General features: G+C 48.3%; 19 protein-coding genes and 1 pseudogene. 12 read left to right on the top strand and 8 right to left on the bottom strand.

Annotation, left to right across the window (positions count from 1 at the left end):
- Positions 1-26: 26 nt before the first annotated feature.
- The 4 genes from GUA98_RS17970 (at position 27) to GUA98_RS17955 (ending at position 4,418) form a co-directional block, all read left to right on the top strand.
- Positions 27-575, top strand: a complete 549-nt coding sequence (locus GUA98_RS17970) for an RNA polymerase sigma factor (protein WP_249281152.1) — start codon at positions 27-29, stop codon at positions 573-575.
- Positions 565-1,704 (top strand): DUF4179 domain-containing protein, encoded by a 1,140-nt coding sequence (locus GUA98_RS17965; protein WP_193723980.1) that lies wholly within the window; start codon positions 565-567, stop codon positions 1,702-1,704. Before GUA98_RS17970 ends, GUA98_RS17965 begins: the two co-directional genes overlap by 11 nt.
- A 317-nt stretch (positions 1,705-2,021) precedes the next feature.
- Positions 2,022-3,566 (top strand): methyl-accepting chemotaxis protein, encoded by a 1,545-nt coding sequence (locus GUA98_RS17960; RefSeq protein ID WP_193723979.1) that lies wholly within the window; start codon positions 2,022-2,024, stop codon positions 3,564-3,566.
- A gap of 138 nt (positions 3,567-3,704) precedes the next feature.
- Positions 3,705-4,418: a DUF4274 domain-containing protein gene (locus GUA98_RS17955; protein ID WP_193723978.1), complete on the top strand. Its 714-nt coding sequence runs from the start codon at positions 3,705-3,707 to the stop codon at positions 4,416-4,418.
- An 86-nt stretch (positions 4,419-4,504) separates the two neighbouring features.
- On the opposite strand, the gene GUA98_RS17950 is transcribed toward GUA98_RS17955, so the two are convergent.
- The 3 genes from GUA98_RS17950 to GUA98_RS17940 form a co-directional block, all read right to left on the bottom strand.
- Complete coding sequence (locus GUA98_RS17950) at positions 4,505-5,377, bottom strand: DUF4850 domain-containing protein (protein WP_193723977.1); 873 nt, start codon at positions 5,375-5,377, stop codon at positions 4,505-4,507.
- Positions 5,378-5,496: 119 nt separating this feature from the next.
- Complete coding sequence (locus GUA98_RS17945; RefSeq protein WP_193723976.1) at positions 5,497-5,862, bottom strand: VOC family protein; 366 nt, start codon at positions 5,860-5,862, stop codon at positions 5,497-5,499.
- Positions 5,863-6,072: 210 nt separating this feature from the next.
- On the bottom strand, positions 6,073-7,725 hold the full coding sequence (locus tag GUA98_RS17940; protein ID WP_227779738.1) for an alkaline phosphatase: 1,653 nt from the start codon (positions 7,723-7,725) through the stop codon (positions 6,073-6,075).
- A 237-nt stretch (positions 7,726-7,962) separates the two neighbouring features.
- Between GUA98_RS17940 and GUA98_RS17935 the strand changes: the two genes are divergently transcribed.
- The 3 genes from GUA98_RS17935 (at position 7,963) to GUA98_RS17925 (ending at position 12,297) form a co-directional block, all read left to right on the top strand.
- Positions 7,963-9,267, top strand: coding sequence for a hypothetical protein (locus tag GUA98_RS17935; protein ID WP_193723975.1), 1,305 nt, complete (start codon positions 7,963-7,965; stop codon positions 9,265-9,267).
- Between the two features lie 226 nt (positions 9,268-9,493).
- Positions 9,494-10,993, top strand: coding sequence for an AbgT family transporter (locus GUA98_RS17930; protein ID WP_193723974.1), 1,500 nt, complete (start codon positions 9,494-9,496; stop codon positions 10,991-10,993).
- A 47-nt stretch (positions 10,994-11,040) separates the two neighbouring features.
- The gene (locus tag GUA98_RS17925; RefSeq protein ID WP_193723973.1) at positions 11,041-12,297 is read left to right on the top strand and encodes an amidohydrolase; all 1,257 of its coding nucleotides are present in this window, start codon (positions 11,041-11,043) and stop codon (positions 12,295-12,297) included.
- A 131-nt stretch (positions 12,298-12,428) separates the two neighbouring features.
- Here GUA98_RS17925 and GUA98_RS17920 read toward each other — a convergent pair whose 3' ends face one another.
- Complete coding sequence (locus GUA98_RS17920) at positions 12,429-14,015, bottom strand: choice-of-anchor I domain-containing protein (protein ID WP_193723972.1); 1,587 nt, start codon at positions 14,013-14,015, stop codon at positions 12,429-12,431.
- A 484-nt stretch (positions 14,016-14,499) separates the two neighbouring features.
- Here GUA98_RS17920 and GUA98_RS17915 point away from each other — a divergent pair, with 484 nt between their 5' ends.
- Positions 14,500-14,943 (top strand): Hsp20/alpha crystallin family protein, encoded by a 444-nt coding sequence (locus tag GUA98_RS17915; protein WP_153979557.1) that lies wholly within the window; start codon positions 14,500-14,502, stop codon positions 14,941-14,943.
- A 130-nt stretch (positions 14,944-15,073) separates the two neighbouring features.
- On the opposite strand, the gene GUA98_RS17910 is transcribed toward GUA98_RS17915, so the two are convergent.
- Both GUA98_RS17910 and GUA98_RS17905 read right to left on the bottom strand, forming a co-directional pair.
- Entirely contained in the window at positions 15,074-15,628 is a 555-nt protein-coding gene (locus tag GUA98_RS17910) for a DUF1697 domain-containing protein (RefSeq protein ID WP_193723971.1), read from the bottom strand.
- Between the two features lie 138 nt (positions 15,629-15,766).
- Positions 15,767-16,417, bottom strand: coding sequence for a hypothetical protein (locus GUA98_RS17905; protein WP_193723970.1), 651 nt, complete (start codon positions 16,415-16,417; stop codon positions 15,767-15,769).
- A gap of 435 nt (positions 16,418-16,852) precedes the next feature.
- Between GUA98_RS17905 and GUA98_RS17900 the strand changes: the two genes are divergently transcribed.
- The gene (locus tag GUA98_RS17900; protein ID WP_153979554.1) at positions 16,853-17,659 is read left to right on the top strand and encodes an alpha/beta fold hydrolase; all 807 of its coding nucleotides are present in this window, start codon (positions 16,853-16,855) and stop codon (positions 17,657-17,659) included.
- A 24-nt stretch (positions 17,660-17,683) separates the two neighbouring features.
- A complete protein-coding gene (locus GUA98_RS17895) occupies positions 17,684-18,604 on the top strand; it encodes a sensor domain-containing diguanylate cyclase (RefSeq protein ID WP_193723969.1) in 921 nt (306 codons plus the stop codon).
- A 112-nt stretch (positions 18,605-18,716) separates the two neighbouring features.
- Here GUA98_RS17895 and GUA98_RS17890 read toward each other — a convergent pair whose 3' ends face one another.
- On the bottom strand, positions 18,717-20,195 hold the full coding sequence (locus GUA98_RS17890; protein ID WP_227779736.1) for a right-handed parallel beta-helix repeat-containing protein: 1,479 nt from the start codon (positions 20,193-20,195) through the stop codon (positions 18,717-18,719).
- A gap of 116 nt (positions 20,196-20,311) precedes the next feature.
- Between GUA98_RS17890 and GUA98_RS17885 the strand changes: the two are divergent.
- Both GUA98_RS17885 and GUA98_RS17880 read left to right on the top strand, forming a co-directional pair.
- A pseudogene (locus tag GUA98_RS17885) lies at positions 20,312-20,545 on the top strand (SMI1/KNR4 family protein); the annotation flags it as partial.
- 19 nt (positions 20,546-20,564) lie between these two features.
- Positions 20,565-21,221: a DUF2625 family protein gene (locus GUA98_RS17880; protein WP_193723968.1), complete on the top strand. Its 657-nt coding sequence runs from the start codon at positions 20,565-20,567 to the stop codon at positions 21,219-21,221.
- Positions 21,222-21,367: 146 nt separating this feature from the next.
- Here GUA98_RS17880 and GUA98_RS17875 read toward each other — a convergent pair whose 3' ends face one another.
- Positions 21,368-22,714 carry an MFS transporter gene (locus GUA98_RS17875; protein ID WP_193723967.1) on the bottom strand — a complete coding sequence of 449 codons (1,347 nt, stop codon included), beginning with the start codon at positions 22,712-22,714 and terminating at the stop codon, positions 21,368-21,370.
- Between the last annotated feature and the right edge of the window lie 220 nt (positions 22,715-22,934).

Here is a 22,934-nt window from a genome sequence, read left to right as displayed (position 1 = left end):
GAAAGAGAGAGAAGGAGGGAACCGGGGTGGAGACCAAAGCCGAGATGAAGAAGATGATATTCGTGCAAACCGAAGATGAGACGGTGTTTGTCCAGTCCATCATGGAGCATCAGGATACACTGATCTCCATTGCCTACAGCTATCTCCGCAATCGTCATGATGCACTGGAAGCTGTACAGGAGATGACATGCCGGGCTTGGACGAAGCGTCGGAGTTTGAAAAATGAAAAAGCGTTCAAATCCTGGATCATTCGAATTCTGATCTATGTCTGTATTGATGAACAGAGACGCCGCAAGCGGACCACACCGCTGTCTAATGACGGTTTGGAGGAAGTGGTAGCAGATTTCACTAGTGCAAGCCTGGAGGATAACCGAATCGCCATGTGGTCATTGCTGCAAAAGATAAAACCAAAATACCGCCATGTATTATTGCTGAAATATTATAACGACATGACCCTAAGCGAAATTGCCTCGATCCTCGGTAAACCCGAAGGCACCATCAAAACCTGGCAGCACAAGGGATTGGAGCACTTACGCAAACTGATGAAGAACAGGGGGGATTGGCATGAGAACTAGTCCGGAGGAAAAGGTACTACTCGCAGACGCCTATCAGGTCAAACTGGAGAAACAGCAGCTGAACCCGGCAGATACGGCGTTTGCTATCCAGCGAGGGCTTGCAAAAGCAAGAGCGAGGCGAACGACAAGCGGTATCCCAATAAAATGGATTACTGCTGTGCTCATAACAGCAATTACTGCAGCGTGCCTCCTACTCGGGCCATACCGAGGGATTATGATCCCCCAGACAACAGCTGTTGAACCCATTCAGGATTGGGGAGTGCTGGAGCCTTTTCGTAAATTAGCTGAGACGGATATCGATAGAGAGTCAATGGAATCCGCAATAAATAACGGTTATGTTCAGTTTGTAAACCGTAGCGTTAGAACGGGGGTTTATCAATTGAACATTGATGCAATTATGGCAGATGAGAATCGGATCACCGTGTTATATACAGCGAAAACAGATGATTCTCAAGAGATCTATAATGTTAACAGTGCTCGAATTACGGATGGTGTAACCCATCGTAAGTTGGATAATGGCAATGTCGGAGGAACGCAATTGGGTAAAGGCATGCACACGCTTCATGGGCGTGAAACGATAGACATCGACCGAGCCAACCCACTTCCGGAGAAACTATTGCTGGATTTTCAGATCGCCTCTGTTGACCCGGGTAAGTTGGATGATCCCCAAATCGGGACGAAAGTTTCTGAAATGCATTACTCGGATCGTCTAAAAATGACTCTTGATCTGGATCCCAAATTCTCGGTTCCACAGACGGAAGTCTTGGAACTGAATAAGGTATTCACAGTTGGTGGATATGAGGTGATGTTATCTGAGGTAGAGATATCACCACTTGTGACTCGTGCCAGATTCATCTACGAACCTGAGAAAGAGATTGATTACCAAACCAAGCTTAAGATCTCCGATGCGGTGAATCCGGTTAAAATCGTTTCAACTACCAAGGATGGTAAGCAGATAGAATTATCCTCGGTAGGAGGAGCGGGCACCGAAGACGGCATGATCTACTCGTTCAGCAGCAACCTGCTGGATGATCCACAATCGTTAGTATTAAAGCTGCGTGCACCAGGCAAAGTGTACAATGATCTTCAGGAAGCAGAGCGCGAGATGATTAAGTTGAAAATCAAATAGGATGGTCTGCCAACATCATATATTGAGCTGAATCAAACTGGATTGGCCTGCCTGTACGCGTAGCGTTCAAGGCGGGCTTTTTGTCTGATCTCTCAATGGATAAAGAAGCATTTTATTTTGCAGATGCATATAAAATTTACATTTAGTTTACCGATATACATAATGTAGCGCTCATTTCATGTTTATGAAGTTAATTTGTACTATGCTACAGCGCGGGGGATTTGCGGATTGCGTATAAGCAGGACCATAGACCAATGGAATGTAGTACAGAGTTGCCCTACAACACCACATTTACCTAGATAAAGGACGGGGAACGGATGAATCGGTATGATGAGATTATTTGGAAAAGGAACAAGCTAATCAGTATCATTTTGTGGGTTATTCTTGCGATTGGTGTGAGTCTGAGCTTCATGCTCCCTAAGCTGCTTGTTTCCAATGGGATTGCCATTTTGTTTGCAGCTTGGGTTACATACGCTAATGTGAAAAGAAAACATATTCATTTAATTCCTTGGCTGTTTACCATTTTGATTACCTTATGTGGGGTCTATGTCGGTTGGGGTACGGTTAACCTTACGATGAGTCTGGTAATAACCGCTGTTTTGCTGCTCATTCCGAACAAGAAGTTTTTTATGATTGGTTTTTTTGTTTTGCTCGCCCACAGTGTGCTCCAGCTATTTGTTATCAACACAGCTCATGCTGATGAACTTATAGAGAACATTGTTAACGTTGGACTGTTCGCTCTTACTGGAGCAATCCTGATGTTAGTCTCCCATTTGAATCAAAGGCTTTTCCTGGACAGCGAAGTTCGCTGGCAGGAAGTAGAGCAATCCAAACAAAGAGTTGAGACCATGATGGAACGTGTCAAAGCTTCGGTGGAAGGCCTGTCTCTGTATACGGATCAACTGAAACAAAAGGTGGACGCGACCGGGTCCATCACGCATGAAGTGACGCTTGGATTCAGTGAAGTGGCCAAAGGTGTGGAGTTCCAGGCGACCAGCGTAGCGGAAATTTCGGAATCCCTGTCCCTGTCGGATCATCATATCCGTGATGTTGCTTCCTATTCGTCTCAAATGAAAGAACTGTCTGCCAGTATGGCATCCAGCACGGAAACGGGAAGTGCACGGATGGACCATCTGAATGTGCAGATGCAGGAACTCTATGAGACGATTGATACCACAGCATCCGATATGAGAAAGTTCAATGAGGAAAGTGAAGCGATGTCCCTGATGTTGAACAGTATCTCGGATATTGCGAACCAGACCAACTTGCTTGCACTCAATGCCGCGATCGAAGCCGCTCGTGCAGGCGAACATGGACGCGGATTTGCCGTGGTATCGGAGGAAGTTCGCAAGCTGGCAGAGCACTCTGGTCAGTCGGCAAGTGAGATTGGCACTATTTTGACCCGGTTAAAAGGACAAACGCAGGCTCTGACGGATCGCTTCGAACGCATCCGCCTTGCTCTTCAGGAAGGAAGAGATAGCGTGCAGACGGCAGAAGTTGTTTTCCGTACAATTAATAGCAATTCCCAGGAAGTGCTGAATCAGGCCACGGACATTGAGAGCAGTTCGGCCACGATGAAGGAATCCTCCACCAAAGTCGTGAATGAGGTTTCCGAGATTTCAAGTGTGACTCAGCAATCCAGTGCAGCTACAGAAGAGATTCTTGCCAGTATGGAGGAGCAGCGTAACCTGACTCAGAAGATGGTGGACAGCTTCGGCGAGCTGGAGCAACTGATTCTGAACCTGAATGAACTGGTGTCGGATCATCAGTTGTCCGCTCCTGTCACGGAAGAGAAGGCAGATGATCGCCCTTCGCCGAGTGTCGTACCGATCGATACGCTGTCAGCTAAGAAGGCAGGCTAGCTTTTAGTAGAAAATGTTGAGACCGCCCTTACGTTCATCGTGAGGCGGTCTTTTTGCTGCCAATTGGTGACTTGAACCCCATGTATATCTCCTTTACAGTGTAATGTAGAATGAGAGTTGCAAGGGGGAGAATGGTTAATGAATTGGCTTGAAATCAGTAAGTCCAAAGATGTGGAGCAAGCTTGCGCAGCAGTACATAGCCTGGATATCAATGAGCGGGATGAACGGGGACGTACGCCGTTAATGCTTTTCTTGACGTATCGCATGCCAGCTGAGGCTATTAAATGTCTGTTGGAGCAGCAAGCAGACTTGGACGCGGAAGACAAACTCGGCGATACCGCTCTAAAAAAAGCTGTGAAGTTCAAGCAGATCGAAGCCATCCAGCTATTGCTTGAATATGGGGTGAAGCTGGACTCTACATATGGAATTCAGGCGACGGCCTGGAATGCAGCTAGACGGGACCCGGCGATTGCAGATATGCTGCTCGGTACCACGGGCTCGGTAAGACTTCAGCTGACCCAGGCGGAACAAGCCATCGTGGATGACATTTTGTACGAAGAATCTTCAGAGAGGGCAGCCGCGAAGATCCGTGATCTGGACTCAGCTGTACTTCTGCATGCTGTCGTGGACGGGTACAACTGGGATGACAGTCCCGAGCCTATGCTGGCTGCTTGTGAACATCCTGCCTGTGCGGAGATCACACTGCTGGACATGATAGATCTACTGGATGCCGATTATTGGCTGGAAATGGACGAAGATGAAGTGAACCAAAGCGAAGATGGACCGGGATATCGCCGGCTTGCCGAGCTGCTAAGAATGAAGTGTCCGAGAAGTTCCTCAAATGAATTGTGAATACAAAACAAGAGCATGTTCTAGGCACAACTAGAGATGCTCTTTTTTTGTATAGTTGAAAATAATCTCATTATCTAGACGAGCGTTTAGTCTGCCTCTATATTAAGCGGTCCATGGTGAAACTGGAAAAAATGCAAAGAGGACTGAATTACCTCGTCTTCGATAGAGGGAACTTGTGCTAGGTTGAATTCCAGCAGCCGGAATACATAATCATTGCTATCTTCTTCGTAATAAACGACACCTTCTTGGTAGTAACCGTCTTTCAATGTCGTCACATATGATGCTGTTCGGTGATTCTCTCCCTCCGAACCGCCAACGTTCCATTCGTGAAAAGACATAGGATCATAGACAGTGAAGCCCTGTTCATCTGCCCAGCCGGCCTGATCGGGAACATATGTTCCAATGTTGTTTATGGCACAGCCTTGACAGGCCCAGGCGTTATCCGAATAATGCAGATTCTCTTCTGTATTATCTGGATTCATCAGTGTGAGTCCATATGAACCGTTCGCACCGACGCTTCCCGAAGCTTCCCAGCCTGCTGGCGCTAGTAACAGGTAGCCGCCTGGCATGTCTGGTCTATACACCAGCACGGCTTGCAGCTTGTCTTTAAGATCCGGTGAGAGTTCATAACTCATCTCCGGAATTCGGGGAGGTGCAGATCTGATATAACTTCGATCACTGTCCACGCTGAGATCTGCTTCCGTCAATTGAAGAGGCAATACAACCTGACTTCCATCTGTTCCTGGAAAAACGATAGTATCCTTCGTCACTTGAACAGGTGCTGAATATTGTTCAATCTCTTCTGAAGCAGGAGCCGATGCATTGCCAGTTCCCCAGGTGGCCGTGGTAAAGCCTGCATACATTCCACATACTAGCAGAGGAACGGCAGCGATTGCTGCGAACCAACCTATTTTGCGACGGGGTTTGACGGATGGTTGCTGTGCCACGTTTTTCCCCATTCCTTGCTCAACTCCTTATCTAATAGTCACTAGCTTAGCGTTCGGTTCGTGGCAGTCTTGATTGGGCGCATATAATGAGAGAGCAAGTTATTGGCACTGATGCACCTTGTCACATCAGATCATGCATGTTCGGCGAGCTGTACCTCGAAGCCGTCCGGGTCGGCAATGTAAAGGAAGCGTAGATGTGGATTCGGCTGAATGGGCCCGCGAACAATGGGAATATTCAGTACTGCCAGTTGTTCCATGGCTTTTTTCAGTGAACTTACCTCGTAGCCGATGGACACACCAGAGTCCTTTTTGAGGACGGATTCACTTCCCTCAATCAGCTCCAGCATGGTTTCATTTTCAGTGCCCAACATGGCAATTTGCCGCCCACGACTTTCGAATTGACGCTGAATTGGAAGCCCGAGCAGGTCGTGGTAGAACCCAAGCGAGGCTTCCAGGTTGCGCACCCGGAGCGTGATCCAGTTTAGTTTCATCAACATGGGTGAATCTCTCCTTTTTGTCTCTATTTATCAATGTTACGTCCATTATACGACAAGCAAGGAGGGGGAACCCATCCTTGTCTGGGAAACAACAAAAATAGCTGCCGATAAATTTCGGCAGCCCAATGATATAATTCCGGTTGAAACGTTGTAAACTGCTACGCTTTCCCATTATGTGTTTGGTTTATAAGCGCAGACTATCTTTCAAACTTACTGAATCAGATCAACTGCACCTTGTGGTACAAAGGCATCTACGCCGTTATACACGATTACGCCTTCCAGCGCAGTCTTTTTACCGTTAACCAGCGCAATGTTTTTGTAGATTTGCAGTTCGACTTTAGTGCTGCCTTTAGTGACCAGGATTTTCGGGTTTTTGGCATCTGTCAGGTCCAGCTTGTACGTTGCGCCTTTGGCTGTGAAGGCTTGTTTGGCAGGAACAAACAATTGTTTGCTCACGCTGTCCAGATCCAGATCCAGTACACGTGCCATGTATTTAGCCACATCCGTATTGTCGATTACGCCGAATGGACGGTCATTGTTCGGAGCATACGTGTACAGCACAACGTCTCCACCTGTGTGACCACCAGTCGTCCATCCAATGCCTGCGCGTTTGCTGATCATTGGTCCGATGGCGTAGTTCAGACTGCCTGGCTCGGCTGCCTTAATGGTAGCAATCTCCTCGGATGTCAGGTCGGAAATGCCATAGTATTGTTTCATGACCGCTTTGATATTGGTGCGTTTGGCATTCAGCTTGGCTTCCACGCCTTCGCCTGTCAGCTTGGCCTTTTTCAAAGGTCCGATAAAGGTGGACAATGGTTCTTTGTCATAGGTGCCCGTTGTTGCATTGTTACCGATCGTGAGACCGCCGTTACCGTGGTCCGTTACTGCCACAACAGCTGTCTCTCCATCGGCTTTGGCAAAATCCATGGCTACTTTTACGGCATCGTCAAATGCCAGCACGTCACTGATAATTCCGATCGGATCGTTGGCATGCGCGGCCCAGTCCACTTTGCTGCCTTCAACCATGAGGAAGAAGCCGTCTTCGTCTTTGGACAGAACATCAATGGCTTTGGAAGTCATTTCAGCAAGGCTTGGCTGCTTGGCAGGGTCACGGTCCATATCATAAGCCATGCCTGCAGGTGCGAACATTCCCCACAGCTTGCCGGAGTTTGAGGCTTTCATGGCAGCCGGTGTGGTCACGTAATCGTAACCGAGTGCTTTGATGGAAGAGACCAGATTCTCGCCGTCTTTGCGGCCCGCTGGCTCAAGGTAGCGACTTCCCCCACCCAAAACAACATCGAGGCCGTTATATACTTGCTGTTTGCTGAGTGCGTCGTAATTTTTGCGATCCGGATAGTGGGCAGAGAAGTCTGCCGGTGTAGCGTGCATAATCTCGGAGGTGGCTACAATACCGGTTGCCTTGCCTGCCAATTTGGATGCCTCCAGCACGGAAGCAATCGGTTTCTTGGCATCTCCGGGCGCGATCGCCTTCTGTCCAGGCATGGTTGCCTTGTCTGGCAGTACACCAACATATCCTGTATGTGATTTATAACCTGTAGCAAAAGCCGTTCCCGCAGGAGCCGAGTCCGCAATCGGAGCATCCGCGGAGTGTGTGCGAACCATACCGCTTGCCATGGAATCCAGAGTCAGGGAAGACCCTTTGTACCAGCGGGCCAGTGCAGTGGCGTCGTTAGCCATGCCGTCCGGAATCAGGATAATGACATTTTTGATCGGTGATGATGATGCGGGTGCAGCAGTGTCCTCAGCAGCCCATGCTGCGCTGCTTCCTCCCAGCGTAGCTGTAACAACTGTTGTAACCGCGAGCATCATTTTGGCCGCACGGGCATTGAACCGGTTTAACATGAATACATCCTCCTAAAATAGATATGTATAGTTTGGTATCCCAAAACCAGTGTATACAACAATTGCTAAACGAACGTAGGGAATGGGTTAACTAAATGTAAAATTTACGATTATGATGCATAATTAGGAATGAGAGGGTGCAAGCCCTGGCTGAGATGAAGAGGTTTACAGCGGAACCTCAGTTCGGTATGATTTTTGTATTAAACAATGCTGCGTTGGACAAGGGGATGTGAGTGCATGTACCGAATCGGAATTGTAGGACCGAAGCCGTCCATTGAGCGGACCATGCGTGCTGTCGAGGGGCAGGATCTGGAGGCTCATTTTGAGCTGTATCCCTATGAACACGCACGCGAGACGGGCGAAATAATTACGAGGAACCGCGACAAAGTACACGGGTGGGTGTTTACGGGCCCCATTCCTTATCTGACCGCCCAGGACGTCTTGCATGAAAAAGAACATGCCATCTACTGCCCGCCTACCGGGGCGAGCTTGTACAAAGCCATGCTGCAAGCCATTTATACACTGGGCAATCCGGTCAAGGAAATCTCCATTGATATGACGGGAAATGAGAGCTGGGGGCTGATGGACAGTCTGGAGGAATTGAATTTCTCGGATGAGCAGCTGCGAAAATACGTTTTTTCCACCGATTACGATGTCGAAGACATGATCCAATTCCACGTTCGTCACTGGGAGGAAGGGCAGACCAAGGCAGCCATTACCTGTCTGTACGCTGTATATGAAGGATTACTTCAGAGAGGAGTACCTGTCTTCAAAATCGATTCCACCAAGCTGGAAACGGTGCAAGCGGTACGAATGCTGATTGAGCAGATTCGCAGTTCTGCATTCAAAGACAGCCAGATCGGCGTGTTAATGGTTGAGATTGAAGGGTGGCATGCAGCCGGTGATCAATCAACGGAACGGTATCAGCTGCAGCATATGGAGCTCAAGATCAAAGGCATCCTGCTGCGTCATTGTGAACAAATCGATGGTTCCCTCCACCAGGATGGTACAGGACGATATCTGATGTATGGTTCCAGGGGTGGAATGGCCCGCAACATGGAATCGCTGCATACAACATTGCACCAGCTTGAGCTGGATACGGATCTGCTATCCTTTGCGGGGATCGGTTTTGGTGAGACGGCATTTGATGCAGAGCGTAATGCCCGGAAGGCGATTCAATATGCCAAGGACGATGAAGCTGGACGTGTGATTGTCTATGAGACGGATGGGACGATTGTGGAAGCAGCGGGTGAGGATCAGGAATTATCCTATGAGATGTATTCAAGTGACGCTGAATTGCTCGAACAGTTGAATAAAGCAGGGGTAAGCATCCGTACATTTCAGAAATTAAAGGCATACATACGCCGAATGGGCAGAGAAGAATTTACGGCCAGTGAACTAGCCTCGGGATTATCAATGACCATCAGGCACGTACAGCGAATTCTTGGCAGTCTTACGGCATTCTCCCTGGCTGAAATCACGGGGAATGAGCTGAATACCCGCAGAGGAAGGCCAAGTAACCGATATCGGCTGCTGCGTTAGATTTACGAACATAGAAACAGAATAAGGATACCGATGATGCAACCTTAGTTCTCATGTCCACTCCTGGCGGACACGGTGGACCTGGTGGCAGATCGGTATTTTTTATATTTAGTGTCAAAATACATAACATAAGTATTGAGTTTTGTGTGGAGTTAATTATATAATGTCCTAAAATTACGACATTTTCGTTAAATGTACGTTAATATCACAGTCAGGGGGTATTTGCATGGTGAAAGCGGAAAGGCAGGAGAGTACAGGACTTTTTGGTTGGGTAGAGAAAGTGGGGAACAAGCTTCCCAATCCGTTTTTATTGTTTATCTATCTCATTGCTACCCTTGTACTGTCGTTCTTTAACGCGACAGCACATAACCCGATTGATGGGGAGAAGGTTCAGGTCAAAAACCTGCTGAGCCGAGAGGGAATACAGTGGCTGCTGCCGAATGTGGTAAAGAACTTTGCTGATTTTAAACCGCTCGCTTCGATTCTGGCATTGGTACTCGGAATTGGTTTGGCTGAGAAAGTAGGGCTTCTGGAAGCAGTCATGCGCAAAATGGCTGTTCGGGTACCCGCCCGCTATGCCAGTTATCTTGTCATTTTCATTGCATTCTTCAGTCATGTATCTTCAGACGCAGCGCTTGTCATCATGCCTCCGCTTGGAGCCTTAATTTTTCTCGCTGTAGGCAGACATCCGATTGCCGGATTGATCGCAGCCATTGCCGGAGTTGGTGCTGGTTTCACCGCAAATATGCTGATTGTGACGACGGATGTATTATTGTCAGGCATCAGTACCGAAATTGCCGCCTCGGTAGATCCAAGTGTGGGTGTTACGGTCTTGGATAACTGGTACTTCATGTCCGCCTCTGTCATTGTGTTGACACTGGTCGCAGGTTTTATGACCGACAAATTCCTGGAACCGCGACTAGGCACATATGAAGGGGAACGTGTGTACAAGCTGGAAGCTCCAACACCTGAAGAAAACCGGGCACTTCGTGCGACTGGTATAGCCGCCCTTCTTTTTATCGCTGCTATCGCGTTTATGGTGGTGCCTTCGAATGCTATTCTTCGCAACCCGGAAACTGGCAGTGTGATGGGTTCGCCTTTTCTTGCAGGGATTGTGCCTGTCATTTTACTATTCTTCTTCACCGTAGCACTGACTTACGGCATTAAACTGAAAGTGATTCGGAACCAGAATGATCTGCCGAAATTGCTGATTGAACCAATCAAAACGATGGCTGGCTTCATCGTGATGGTCTTCCCGCTATCGCAATTCGTGGCGATGTTCAACTGGAGCAACATGGGTAAGTTTCTGGCACTGACTATCACGGATCTGCTTGAAAAAACAGGCATTAACGGCATCCCGGTGGTGATCGGATTGATCTTCCTGTCTGCGCTGCTAACAATGTTTATCGCAAGTGGATCCGCGATCTGGTCCATTCTGGCTCCGGTGTTTATCCCGATGATGATGCTGCTTGGATTCCATCCGGCATTCACTCAAGTCATTTTCAGGGTATCCGACTCCGTTATTATTCCACTTGCCCCGGTATCGCCTTTTGTACCCTTGTTCGTCGGATTTTTGCAGGAGTACCGCAAGGATGCCAAGCTCGGGACGTATTATTCCTTGATTTTGCCATATTCCATTGCATTCTTCTCCGTCTGGGTCGTCATGGTCATTCTCTGGTACGTCTTCAACCTGCCACTTGGCCCGGGAGTTCACGCCAGATTATAGAAGATGGACTGATTCGGAAATAAGAGAGTTGAGAGAGGGGAACCGATATGATCGACATTATCGCACTTCGCAGAGAGCTGCATCAATATCCCGAATTGGGATTCACTGAATTTCGTACCGCTACCAAAGTTGTACAGATGTTAACGGCATTAGGCTATCGTGTGACGTATGGAAAAGATGCCATTGATGACGCGTCCCGGCGGGGGCTGCCCAAACCGGAAGTACTGGAAGATGCTTATCAGCGTGCTCTCCAGGAAGGAGCGGAGCCCGCTATAGTGGAACAGATGCGCGGCGGATTTACGGCTGTTGTCGCCGAGCTGGATGGAATTCAGGAAGGGCCGACAACGGCATTTCGCTTCGATATGGATGCACTGCCGATTCGTGAAAGCGGACAGGACAAGCACGTACCGCAGTCCGGGCAGTTCCGCTCAACCCATGAAGGCATTATGCATGCATGTGCACACGATGGTCACACCAGTATCGGTCTAGCGCTGGCAGAACGATTAAGCGACAGACAGTTTGCCGGGAAAGTGCGGCTGTTATTCCAGCCTGCAGAAGAGGGAGTACGCGGTGCGTACGCCATGGTGGAAAAGGGCATGCTGGATCAGGTGGATCGCCTGTTCTGCATGCATCTCGGCACGGACGTACCATCCGGTCATGTCAAAGGGGCCTCCGCCGGTTTCCTGGCGACGACGAAGCTGGAAGCGCACTTTACCGGGGTATCCTCTCATGCGGGAGCTTCACCTGAAGAAGGGCGGAATGCACTGCTTGGTGCCGCAACGGCCATGCTTAACATTCATGCTCTGCCAAGATTCAGTACAGCCGATACACGGATCAATGTAGGCATTTTGGAAGGAGGAACTGGTGCGAACATCATTGCCGAGCACGCTCGCATGGTGATTGAGACGCGTTCCACGAAGGAAGAAACGAATCTTGAACTGGAGCGGCGTGTGCGTCAGATTCTGGAGCATAGTGCAGCCATGCATGAGTTAAGAGTTACCGTTGAGACTGTAGGCGGAGCTATTCCGATAAGGTGCGATATGGAACTTGCGGAGCTTGCTGTGAAGAAGGCAGAAGGGATATCCGGAATAAAACATGCTGAAGCAATCTCGGATGGCGCTGCCCTGGGAAGCGAGGATGCGAGCTATATGATCAAACGCGTACAGGAGCAGGGTGGACTTGCCACGTATATGATTGTGGGCAGCGACCTGCCTGCACCCCATCACCATCCTGAATTCGATATCGATGAAGCGGTTCTCGCTCCGGCGGTGGAATGGCTGGAACGATTGGCTCGCAGCGTGTAAAGCAGCAGAGATGGTGCATTAGCAGGCAGGAAAAAGGACATGAGAGCGTGATGCTCTCATGTCCTTTTGAGATTTCATAGACTCGGTATGCAGCAGGCAGCTGCTGGAACAGATGCCTGCTGCGTACAGGACTATTTTTTCTCGAAGAAGCTAAGGGTCCCTGTGCTCTCATCCGCACTGACAAATAGGCTGCGGCTGTTAACCCGGTGGATTCCTTCCGGTGACTCACCAGCTGTCGGAATCAGGCCAAGGTAGGCCGGGTTCACCGGGTCAGCCAGATCGAAGAACAAAATGGCATCGGCCCGTTCAGAGGCTACGGCAGCATAAGTAGTGCCGTCTACAGTGGATACCGTCAGATTCTCGACCTCACTGCCTTTGCTCGGACTGCGATCATCCGGGTATAAACCTGCTTTGGCCGTCGCCTCATCAATGAGATTTTGGCTGTCATATACCCGCTTGCCCTGCAAATCCCAGACGGCGATATTACGTCCGCCAGCTTTGACACCATCGTCAAACTCATCTTTGCCCAGGTCGCCTTCATTGGCAGTCAGCACGTATTTACCATCTGCAGAGAACGCAATACCGTCTGGCTCATAGCGGGCTGTCAGGCTCTCAGTGAACTGAACGACACCGTCATCGTTCAGATCAGCTTGATGTGAGGTAGTACCGAGCGAGAAGATCGAGCTGATCTGTTTCGTTTGCAGGTCGATGATGGCGATGACATTGTTCTCCTGCATTGTAACAGCAGCGGTTTTGCTGTCCGGGCTGATGGCAACATACTCTGACTGCGGGTCATGCGGATAGCTTGCTCCGCTCACATCTTCCAGAGACACAGGCAGGTTGGTTACCTCTCCTTCAAGGACGTTTCCGCCGGCAAACGATACGATCATGATGCTGCCAGGGCGTTTGGCATTAGGATAATCGATCTCGTCCGCAGCTTTGTTCAGTTCCTCATCTTCAATGGCAATCACGGCGTGCAATCCATCCGGGGACAATGCAATGGAGTCTGGCCCGATGCCGAGCTCATATGTTTTCACGGTTTTGTAGCTTGCAAGATCAACAATGGCCAGTAGTCCCTTGTTCGCCTCGGTATCTGTATCGCCGGTACGAATAACAGCGAGGCCATATTTGCCGTCCTTGGATACAGTTACACTAGTTACCTCTGCTTTGTCAGAGAGATCATGGAAGCTGACGGTTTTCAGAACGTTCACGTTGTTCAGATCCGCAATATCCAGCACGGAAATGCTGCCATGGTCTGCTTCCGTTACGAGGAGGCGTTGACCGTCCGGGGTAGAGGCCGCGATTTCGGCTTTGCCGCTTGGCATCTGGAAGGCCGCTGTCTGTTCAAATCCGGTTTTATTTTGGCTCAGGATCACCTGATCCGTAATCTGTTTCAACGTTTGCGTGGAAACGTATGTCGTTCCTTTCGTAACATAACTTTTGCTGTCCAGCTGCGTTTGCACCCCGTTAATGGTAGCTGTAGCTGTTCCGACCGGTAGCTGCACGCTGACTTCACCCAGCTGGATGTCGGCACTGCGGCTGCTGCTATCCCAAGTGATGGTTCCCTGCATATTTTGGATGGCTGTTCGCAGTGCGACATGGTTATTAGCAGATTCGGATGCGCTGGCCGCATGAATCATCGATGCGTAGCTGGTTGCGCCTGCGCCGAGTATAGCTGTCATGGACAGCACGGCGAGCCATTGTTTTCTCTTTTTCACAGTTCCAGATCCCCTTTATCGTTTCATGGTTGATCGTATGTATAATTGTTTTAGTATAGGGGCGAATTGTTAAGCCGAAGTTAGCGAACTAAAGCAGTTTTGTAAAATATCCAGTATCTATATTTAAGTGAAAAAAGCCTACTGGCAGAGCAGAGCTCTGTCCAATAGGCTTTACTTGGTATATGGAAACCATGTGGAAATGTACAGGCTTAGAACCAGCGGCTCAGATCTGGATAGCCGGTCGTTGCCCAAGCTCCATCCACGATGGATAGCGTTCTGTTCATTCTCTAAATGAGTCTGAAAAAGCAGGAAGGTCAAAAAAGGTCAAATCAAAAGAAACAAGGATCTATTTTCAGGCAGCGGGTCATATTGAAGAAAAATCATTTTTTTTCGGCCCTTACGTATTTTGAGCATCATCCATAAGAGGATTATAATAATCCATGTAAGCAACAACAAACCAATCACATATAAGGAGATGATGTTCATGTTTGATCTGATCCCGTTTCGTAAACGAAATGAAGACCTGTTCGGACACATGCTGAAATCCTTCAATGATATGGTTGACAGCCCGTGGCTTTCTCCCTTTGGAACCGGCAGCCAGCCATTCCGGACGGATATCCGTGAGGAAGATGGGAAATATTTGATTGAAGCGGATCTGCCTGGTATCGCCAAGCAAGATATCGATATTCAGGTACAGGGCAATGAACTGGTGATCCGTGCGAAACGTAATGAGTTTCATGAACAGAAGGATGATTCCAATCGAATTATTCGGCAGGAGCGCAGGTCCGGTGAATTCCTCCGGCGTTTCTATGTGGAACATATCGATGAGGAGAACATTAAGGCCCGATTGGAAGATGGTGTGCTGAAGCTTGAAATTCCGAAACGTTCCGGAGACGATCATACGCACAGACGTATTCAGATCGATTAATGATTTTAACAGTAACCCGCATTCCTAATACAAAAGGTATCCCTCAAGGTAAACAGCATGGAGAGACATCCGTCAACATATTCCTCCATGCCATCCCTTGGGGGATTTTTTCATGCCGAAGTTCTTATAATTACTCTGCCGCAGCCAGCATGAGCTTATAAATTTGGCGGGTCGTGTTGACGTTTCTGACCGTCATATATTTGTAGACAGAGGAGCCGACAAGCTTGTTCATCCCGCTGCGCGCAGCATCTTCTCTGCTTACTGAATACAGGATGGCTCCGGTAACGTATATCAGGGTGCCGACTTCCGGTTTGAGGGGAAGCTTGTCCAGCACTGAGACGTCATTGACTTCATCCCACAGAAACATCACGTCACTCTTCGCCTGCTCGTCATTCGTCCATTCCTCCGGCAGCGCCTGAAGCACGGTCTGCATTTCATTCATATTGCGTACCACGACACGGATCTCCAAGCCGAACTCGGCCGTAATGGCTTGCTCCAGTATCTTGGATATCTCCGCGTTAGCTTGAATGCGTTCCTGATGATCGGCGAAGATAATGTTGCCCGTGTTAATGTAAGTTACAACATCCTGCATGCCTGCTTGTTCAAATGTTTCTTTCAGCTGCTTCATATTGATCTTATTGTTTCCGCCTACATTAATCCCCCGAAGCAAAGCAACATAAATCATGGTCTTCCCCCTTGTTCATCAGAGATAAATTCTTCTGTACACAAATTTCAATGCAGGTCCTAATTCGTTAACGAAGCCATCGTACTTGGGAATAGCTGCAACCATCATCTTCAATTTGCTTATTCTCACTCCGATGATTTAACGAAGTGATAAATATTCAACCAGATGTGCGGTGTACTCAGCGCCGAGCAGATCAATCAATAGAGGTTCTATGTGCTCCAAATATTCAGGTTTGGTTTCATAGGTCTCTTCATCCTTCACTTCTCCGCCGTAAGCGCGTGCAGCTTCAATCAGGATGGCGAGTGCAGTGAACAGATCGGACAATGAATCGGCAATACGCCGGGGCTCTCCGCCTTCGAAGGCCGCATACACAGGTGAGTTGGCTGCGCTTGTATCCACGATCAATGGATCATCATTGAAGTTGGCAATAACGACATGATTTGCTTTCCAGGAGGGCGACTCCTCATACGGCTCATTCATGCCAATCCATCGGTAACCCTGCTGCTGGCGGTGCAGGTGCTCGGGGGCAACAAACGATAACAGGGCTGCATCGCCGATTTCCACGGCTGCATTTTTCATTTTGAGTGTCCCTTCAGCGTTTGCATCTCTCATCTCATAATGGGTGTACAGATACACAAGCTCAGGTGAGAGAGGTATACGCTTGTCCACTTCGGGCTGGCTAGGTTGTTCACGAGGGCGCAGATCATGCTGCTTGAAAAGTCCGTAAGCTTCATTGTATAAATCCTGCTGTTCAACAAACTGCTGTAAGGCAGCATCCAATTTTTGCATGGTTTTAATTCCTCCTGATGTTATGTATGTCATGTTAATACGATGTATAGGATCGAGTCACCATAGAAATTATACTATATCAAAATGGGAAAAGCTTACAACCTGTTATGGTGTGAGTTGTTGGATGATCCCTGAAATCATAGTGATCTTGTAATGAATTTATTGCAAATGGGCCGGACCTCAGCCTTCTGAAATAATCAAGACTGTCGAAGAAGTGAACAGTTGCAATGAGACAGGATTATCCAAGAATGATCATTCTGGATGGCCATGGCAAGCTCGTAAGTCAGATTGTAAAGGGTTTTATCTTTTGCGAAAATGTGAATCCAACTCATCTTTCTATCAAGGAAATTAATATTTTTAATTCATATTCCAGCAATTTCCGATATAATAACCACATATGAAGTGAATGGAAAATACCTCAGAGAGGTGAGTGTAATGACGGTTGACGTCCTTGTACGCAACAATGTAAAAGTGTTTGGTTCAGGCAGCAGAACGATGGTATTTGCCCATGGATTTGGATGTGATCAGGACATGTGGCGCTACATCGTTCCGGGATTTAGTGAGAATTATCAAATTGTTTTGTTCGATTATGTTGGCTCAGGGCAATCCCAGATCAATTATTACGATGCGCATAAATACAGTGATTTGCGAGGATATGCTACGGATGTTCTTGAGATCATGGAAGCGCTCCAATTGAGAGATGCCATATTCGTTGGGCATTCTGTCAGCAGCATGATTGGCATGCTGGCATCGATTCAAGCTCCCCAATATTTTAAAAGCATCGTGATGCTGGGGCCTTCTCCGCGATATGTGAACGACCTGCCGAATTACTATGGGGGCTTCGACCGCCGTGACATTGATGAACTGCTCGAGATGATGCAGCTGAATTTCATAGGCTGGGCAAGTTATTTGGCACCGATCGTGATGCAGAATGCAGAACGGAAAGAGCTCACGGATGAGCTGGAGAAGAGCTTTTGCTCCAGAGATCCGCATATTGCTAGGCAATTTGCCGAGGTAACATTTTTGTCCGACTGCCGTGAGGAGCTGGAACAGGTTTCTGTACCTACTTTGATTCTTCAATGCTCCGATGATAGCATTGCGCCGGTTGAAGTGGGTGATTATCTGCACGCTCATCTGAAGAACAGCATGCTGCAGCAGATGACCGCCAAAGGACATTATCCTCACTTAAGTCAACCGGAAGAGACTATTCGATTGATTAAGAATTATCTGACGAGCGCGTAAAACGCAGAAGAAAGGCTGTTATTGATGGATGCACAATTAGATCTCGCTCCCTGCGGGTACTTTTCCATTTCTGACTCGGGGGTCATACAATCAGTCAATCAAACCCTGCTGACGATGCTGGATTATGAACGCAGCGAGCTAATGGGACGACATATTGAGTCCACCATGTCGCTCACCAACAAGCTTTTTTTCCACACCTATTTCTATCCGTACATTCAGCTGTATGGACGCGTGGACGAGGTGTACTTTACGTTTCGTACCAGCAATCAGCAGGATGTTCCGGTTCTGCTTAATGGGATTCGCCAGACTCGTGACGGGGAAAGTGTCGTGGACTGTGTCGTTGTGGTCATGCGTAAACGGATCGAACATGAGAAGGATATTTTGAATACGAAGACAAAGCTGCAGGAGCTCTATCAAGCCACTCAGGAAGCAAACAAGGAGCTTGAACGGCTGCACGAGGAATATGAAGTGAAGCAGCAGGCATTAATAAAAGTGAATGACCAGCTGGAGACGATGGCTTCTACCGATCTGCTCACCGGACTCAAAAACCGCAGATTTTTCCAGCTGAAAATGCTTGAAAGTTTGGAAGGCTACCGTGCCACCCAGCGCGAGTTGGGAGACCTCGTACTTGGCAATCTGGCAGGTCTGCTGCAGTCGGTATCCAGAAGTACGGATGTTGTGGCTCGTTATGGCGGAGAAGAATTTGTGATTATTCTCACGGATTGTACGGCCGAGCAAGCAGTGATTACAGCCGAACGGTACCGTTCGCAGGTAGCTTCTGCGGATTGGGGAGTCTATAACATCACCATAAGTATCGGTGCAGCGACGGTTGCAGAGGAGGATACGGATCAGTCCTTGTTCCAAAAAGCGGATATGGCGCTGTATGCCTCCAAAACCGGAGGGCGCAATCGGGTGACCCATGCAGCTGATTTAATCCAAAGCTAAATTCTTCTTATAACGAATGATACAGTAAAAGCAGAAAATAACCGGACAGAATAGGGACACCCCTATATCCAATCCGGTTTTTGATTTTCTACGCATCTCTTAATCTCTTCTGTTACCTGGGTGCAAGGTAACCATAACCTTCTGCCGGTGATCCAGGCTGGAGATTGAAGTCTTCGCTGGTTTCGTTCATAAATGTAGGGTTTATATAACGTGAGTGTGTGTCATTGCCGGAGTCCTTCATGTAGGCTGGAAAACCGGAATACCCTTCATTTTTCCAAACCCACAGGGCATCTTCTTCTGCAATCGGGGTGTAGTATATATTTTCATCTAGCAGATTCCCTGAATTACTGCTGTATTCATTGTAGATGAGCACACCGGAGCTGCCTGACACGACAATGTTGCGTTTAAATGTGTTGTTCTTCGTCTTGGCTTGCACGAACAGCTGGCCATTGCCTGCACCCAAGGTGTCATTTTGAAACAGGGTATTGTACATCACCGTGCTGTTTTCGGTAGACCCGCGCTCCTCGTCATATCCTCCCATGGCAATGCCCGTCAGCCTGTTGTGATAGATCAGATTATCCTGCACGGTAATATGGCTTGTGGAACGCCCGGCATGTTCGGATGCAATTTCGATGCCGATATCGTTGCGGTAAACCCGGTTCTGATCGATCATATGATCTGTACCCCCATCGACATAGATGCCCCCGGCTGAATGGCTGTCATTCGGAAGGCTGGTGCCATAGGAAGGATTGTAATTGGACGTAATATCGTATACTTCGTTACCTCTTACAATTCCATTTCGGGCCCGATCATACTTGTCATCTGCAGAAATCCCTTCATACCCAATCAGATCGATGCCGATGTTATCCGTATCATGGATGGTGTTGTCCAGTATGGAAAAAGTGTCTACATTTCCGTTAACAGCGAGTGACTCGCTTGAACCTAGCACGAGATCATACAATTCATTATCCTGGATTAGAATATCCTTCAATGCTTCGGGGTGTTCTGTGCCATAGATAGCGATGCCGTGTGCATCTCTACCTGTTAAGTCTGGTCCTTCGGGCTGCACGTTGCTGGCGATAGCATGTACGGTATTGCCTATAATCTGGATATGTTCTCCAGCTCCATGCACATAAATTCCGACGGGTACTTGGTCTGCACGTGCTGTGGTGAAGTTGCGAATCTCAAAATTTTCAATTGTGATGAAGCTGGCATTCTCGACTTCAATCAAGCCTTCAAGTGCATTTACAGACAGGCCTTTTCCGTCAATAATGGCTTTCTCATTGGGATAACTGGAAAAGGTGGTAGGCTTGGTGGAGGAATGGCCGCTCCGGGTGATTTTGACTTTCTGCTGGTACACGCCCTCTCGCAAATAGACCGTACTCCCTGGCGTGGCATGTTCAGAAGCATGCTGCATTGTTTTCCAAGGGGATTGAATCGTACCGCTGTTTGCATCGTTACCTGAAGGTGATATGTAATAGAATTCCTGTTGGCCAGTAGGAGCAGGAGTTGGAATAGACGAAGCCTGATCCTGACAACCCGCTGCCAGCAGCGTCAGAGCCAGAAAACAAAGTTTAACTGCACGAAACAAAGTATTTCCTCCTTATGATTAGCTGTGAAGTTTTGATTATAGCAGATTTGAATGGTGAAATATGCCATGTTATGCTGATAGAAAGGTAAAATGTGTGTGCGTATGGGGGGTTAAGCATGTGGAACGATGTTTTTGAAAAGGAGTGGGAGAAGCGGCCATTGCCAGACAGTCATGCGCATTTACTCACCTATTCCAACGGTGGAGAATTCCAGCATGGGGAGAGAATCTTTCCGTTTTTGGGTACTTCTGATTTTAGAGAGATGAATCTGGCCTATGAATTTGCAGAATACATGCCGGGCTCGGTTTCCTTTGCGATGGATGGGAGCGGTAATCATTATATTATTGATATGACTTGGAAGGAGTAAAGATATGCAAACATTATCTGCAGATGAACTATTGGATCGGGACAATCACGCGTGGGAGGAACTCAAGGAACTACTGGATAATGGGCAAAATACATATGAGTATGTTTCCGCACAACCAGTGGATGGAGCAGATACACTCTATCGTCTTCAGGTGAGCACCAAATCCTATCTGGGAGTTGTTGCTTACGAGACGGAAGGTATGGTGTTTGATCACGGGTGGATCTCGCTGCTGGGTGCAGGCGGTGAGAGTGTATTTGGAAGTCTGACGAGCTGGAATGGTGTGAGCGACAAGCCCTGCGTACAGGCACTGGAGGGCATGATGGTGGTTGCCTATGATGTGGCAGGTGGATTTTTTGCGCTGGATACCGGCAAGTTCGGTCGCACTGGAGAAATATATTATTATGCGCCGGATGCTCAGGAATGGGAAGCGACGGAGCTTACTTATTCGGAATTTCTGACCTGGCTGGCAGATGGCGATTTGCAGCAGTTCTACCAGACCTTCCGCTGGGAAGGATGGCAAAATGATCTTGGTCAGCTTCAGACGGGCCAAGTATTTGCCTATTACCCGCCTCTGTGGACACAAGAAGGCAGCGGAGAGAGCAGCAGCAAATCCCCTGTGTCGGTGGAGGAAGCCTGGAAGGCAGCGCAGAATGTAAACTAATACGGAACTTGCAACCAGAGTTTGAATCAATGCGAATGACTCCGTACCAAAAGCGTATCAATGAAACCACATAAAACAGCCCGCATACTGTGCGGGCTGTTTTATGTATCATTTTATAACTATCATTGTATAGCATTCATTATTCATTATTTAGCCGTGCCACTCTGACTCTGTATAACTCTGGAATGAGAGGCTCTGTGGTGCCACACAACGATAACGAGTGAGGCAAGACAGACGAAGAGCAGACATCCATAAACAACGTGATAGGCTTTCTCTACCGAAACGCCCGGGATGCTGTGCAGCAGCAGTCCGCAGACCGCCACAGACATCGAACCCCCGAAGAATTGAATCAGCTGAAGCAAGCCCATACCTGCTCCGATCTGCGCTTTGGGAAGAATGCGGGACGTTTCATTATTCAGTGAAGCCATGGAGGCTGAGAGTGCGGGCGAGAAAAAGAGATAGCCTGCGGTAATAATAAAGGCGGACTGATTCAGTCCGAGCATAAACAGGGCAAGTACAGCTGCAAGCAGCACATGCCCAATCATCAGAAAGCGCATGTTGCCGTAACGGTCGATCCAGCGCCCTACGAAACGGGTGCAAAAGGCTGCGACAATGGCTCCCGGAGCAATGAGCAAACCAATCGTGAGCGATGAACGCCCGAACAGGTCGGCAAGGACAAGCGGCATCAGAAACAGATTACCCAGATTAACGACCAAAATGCAGAAGCCAATGAGAATCAAACGTGTATATCCTGGCGTTCGGAATACATCCGGATTGACAAATGGAAGGCTTGCTTGGTGGATGTACCAAATATGAGCCACAAGAGACAGGACACCGATGGCAAACCAGATCCAGGACTGCTGGGTAATCGCGACCAGAAGTGTAATGGCGTTAATGACCGTTAACACTGCCCCGATCATATCGAAAGGGTTCTCAGGGCTTGGTGTTTCAAGCGGCAGAAAATAGAGCAATACAGGTAGTGCAAGCAGGACCAGCACAGTTATGGCAAAAAGACCATTCCATCCCCAGTACTCGCTAATAAGTCCGCCCACAATGGGACCCAGCCCAAAGGCCATGGCACTGCCTGAAGAAATGAGGGCAATGGCGGCTCCGCGGCGTTCCAGCGGAATGTACCGGCTGGCAATCACAAGGCCCAGCCCGGCCATAACCCCTGCACCTGCGGATTGCAAAATGCGCGTTAGCAGCAGGACGGCGAAGCTATGTGCGAATAATCCAAGTAACGAAGACAAGCCCAGAATCAGCAGTCCGATCGTTAGTAGTTTGCGCACCGGGACCCGATCGGATAGCCGGCTGAAAATAACGGTCGATAATGCGTAACCAATCGAGTAGCTGGAGATGACCCATGAGCCCAGGTCAGATGTAATTTGGAGATCGTTAATAATAACGGGTAAGGATACATTAAACATGGTGGTGTTCATCACGACAATGAACAGACAGCATGTCCAGAGAGGCATTACAATTTTATCTTTCACGTTACCATTCCTGTCTATGATTGAGTCAACCTATATTGAAAATCAATAAATCATTTTACGCCCAATCTTCATATATGGCAATAATGTCATAAAATTCGAAGAGTTTCGCATCGGTAACAAATGAGATGAACCAGATCGAAACCAACAGAAAACATAGGAAATGCCTTGTGTTGAAGAGGTTAATTCCAGGCAGCAAAAAGACGCCCGTCAGAGGGCGCCT

Origin of the sequence: Paenibacillus sp. P13VS (genome assembly GCF_015143645.1) — a bacterium.
In the GTDB taxonomy this organism is placed as follows: Bacteria; Bacillota; Bacilli; order Paenibacillales; family Paenibacillaceae; genus Paenibacillus; species Paenibacillus xylanilyticus_A.
Note: the sequence above shows the minus strand (reverse complement) of the source record. Positions and strands in the feature narration are given on the sequence as shown.

What these genes read in the sequence shown, in the direction of transcription:
- GUA98_RS17925 (WP_193723973.1), top strand. Translation starts at nt 11,041, where the DNA reads ATGATCGACATTATCGCACTTCGCAGAGAGCTGCATCAATATCCCGAA.
- GUA98_RS17880 (WP_193723968.1), top strand. Translation starts at nt 20,565, where the DNA reads ATGCAAACATTATCTGCAGATGAACTATTGGATCGGGACAATCACGCG.
- GUA98_RS17950 (WP_193723977.1), bottom strand. Translation starts at nt 5,377, where the DNA reads ATGGGGAAAAACGTGGCACAGCAACCATCCGTCAAACCCCGTCGCAAA.
- GUA98_RS17965 (WP_193723980.1), top strand. Translation starts at nt 565, where the DNA reads ATGAGAACTAGTCCGGAGGAAAAGGTACTACTCGCAGACGCCTATCAG.
- GUA98_RS17915 (WP_153979557.1), top strand. Translation starts at nt 14,500, where the DNA reads ATGTTTGATCTGATCCCGTTTCGTAAACGAAATGAAGACCTGTTCGGA.
- GUA98_RS17905 (WP_193723970.1), bottom strand. Translation starts at nt 16,417, where the DNA reads ATGCAAAAATTGGATGCTGCCTTACAGCAGTTTGTTGAACAGCAGGAT.
- GUA98_RS17895 (WP_193723969.1), top strand. Translation starts at nt 17,684, where the DNA reads ATGGATGCACAATTAGATCTCGCTCCCTGCGGGTACTTTTCCATTTCT.
- GUA98_RS17940 (WP_227779738.1), bottom strand. Translation starts at nt 7,725, where the DNA reads ATGTTAAACCGGTTCAATGCCCGTGCGGCCAAAATGATGCTCGCGGTT.
- GUA98_RS17900 (WP_153979554.1), top strand. Translation starts at nt 16,853, where the DNA reads ATGACGGTTGACGTCCTTGTACGCAACAATGTAAAAGTGTTTGGTTCA.
- GUA98_RS17930 (WP_193723974.1), top strand. Translation starts at nt 9,494, where the DNA reads ATGGTGAAAGCGGAAAGGCAGGAGAGTACAGGACTTTTTGGTTGGGTA.
- GUA98_RS17960 (WP_193723979.1), top strand. Translation starts at nt 2,022, where the DNA reads ATGAATCGGTATGATGAGATTATTTGGAAAAGGAACAAGCTAATCAGT.
- GUA98_RS17945 (WP_193723976.1), bottom strand. Translation starts at nt 5,862, where the DNA reads ATGTTGATGAAACTAAACTGGATCACGCTCCGGGTGCGCAACCTGGAA.
- GUA98_RS17910 (WP_193723971.1), bottom strand. Translation starts at nt 15,628, where the DNA reads ATGATTTATGTTGCTTTGCTTCGGGGGATTAATGTAGGCGGAAACAAT.
- GUA98_RS17955 (WP_193723978.1), top strand. Translation starts at nt 3,705, where the DNA reads ATGAATTGGCTTGAAATCAGTAAGTCCAAAGATGTGGAGCAAGCTTGC.
- GUA98_RS17935 (WP_193723975.1), top strand. Translation starts at nt 7,963, where the DNA reads ATGTACCGAATCGGAATTGTAGGACCGAAGCCGTCCATTGAGCGGACC.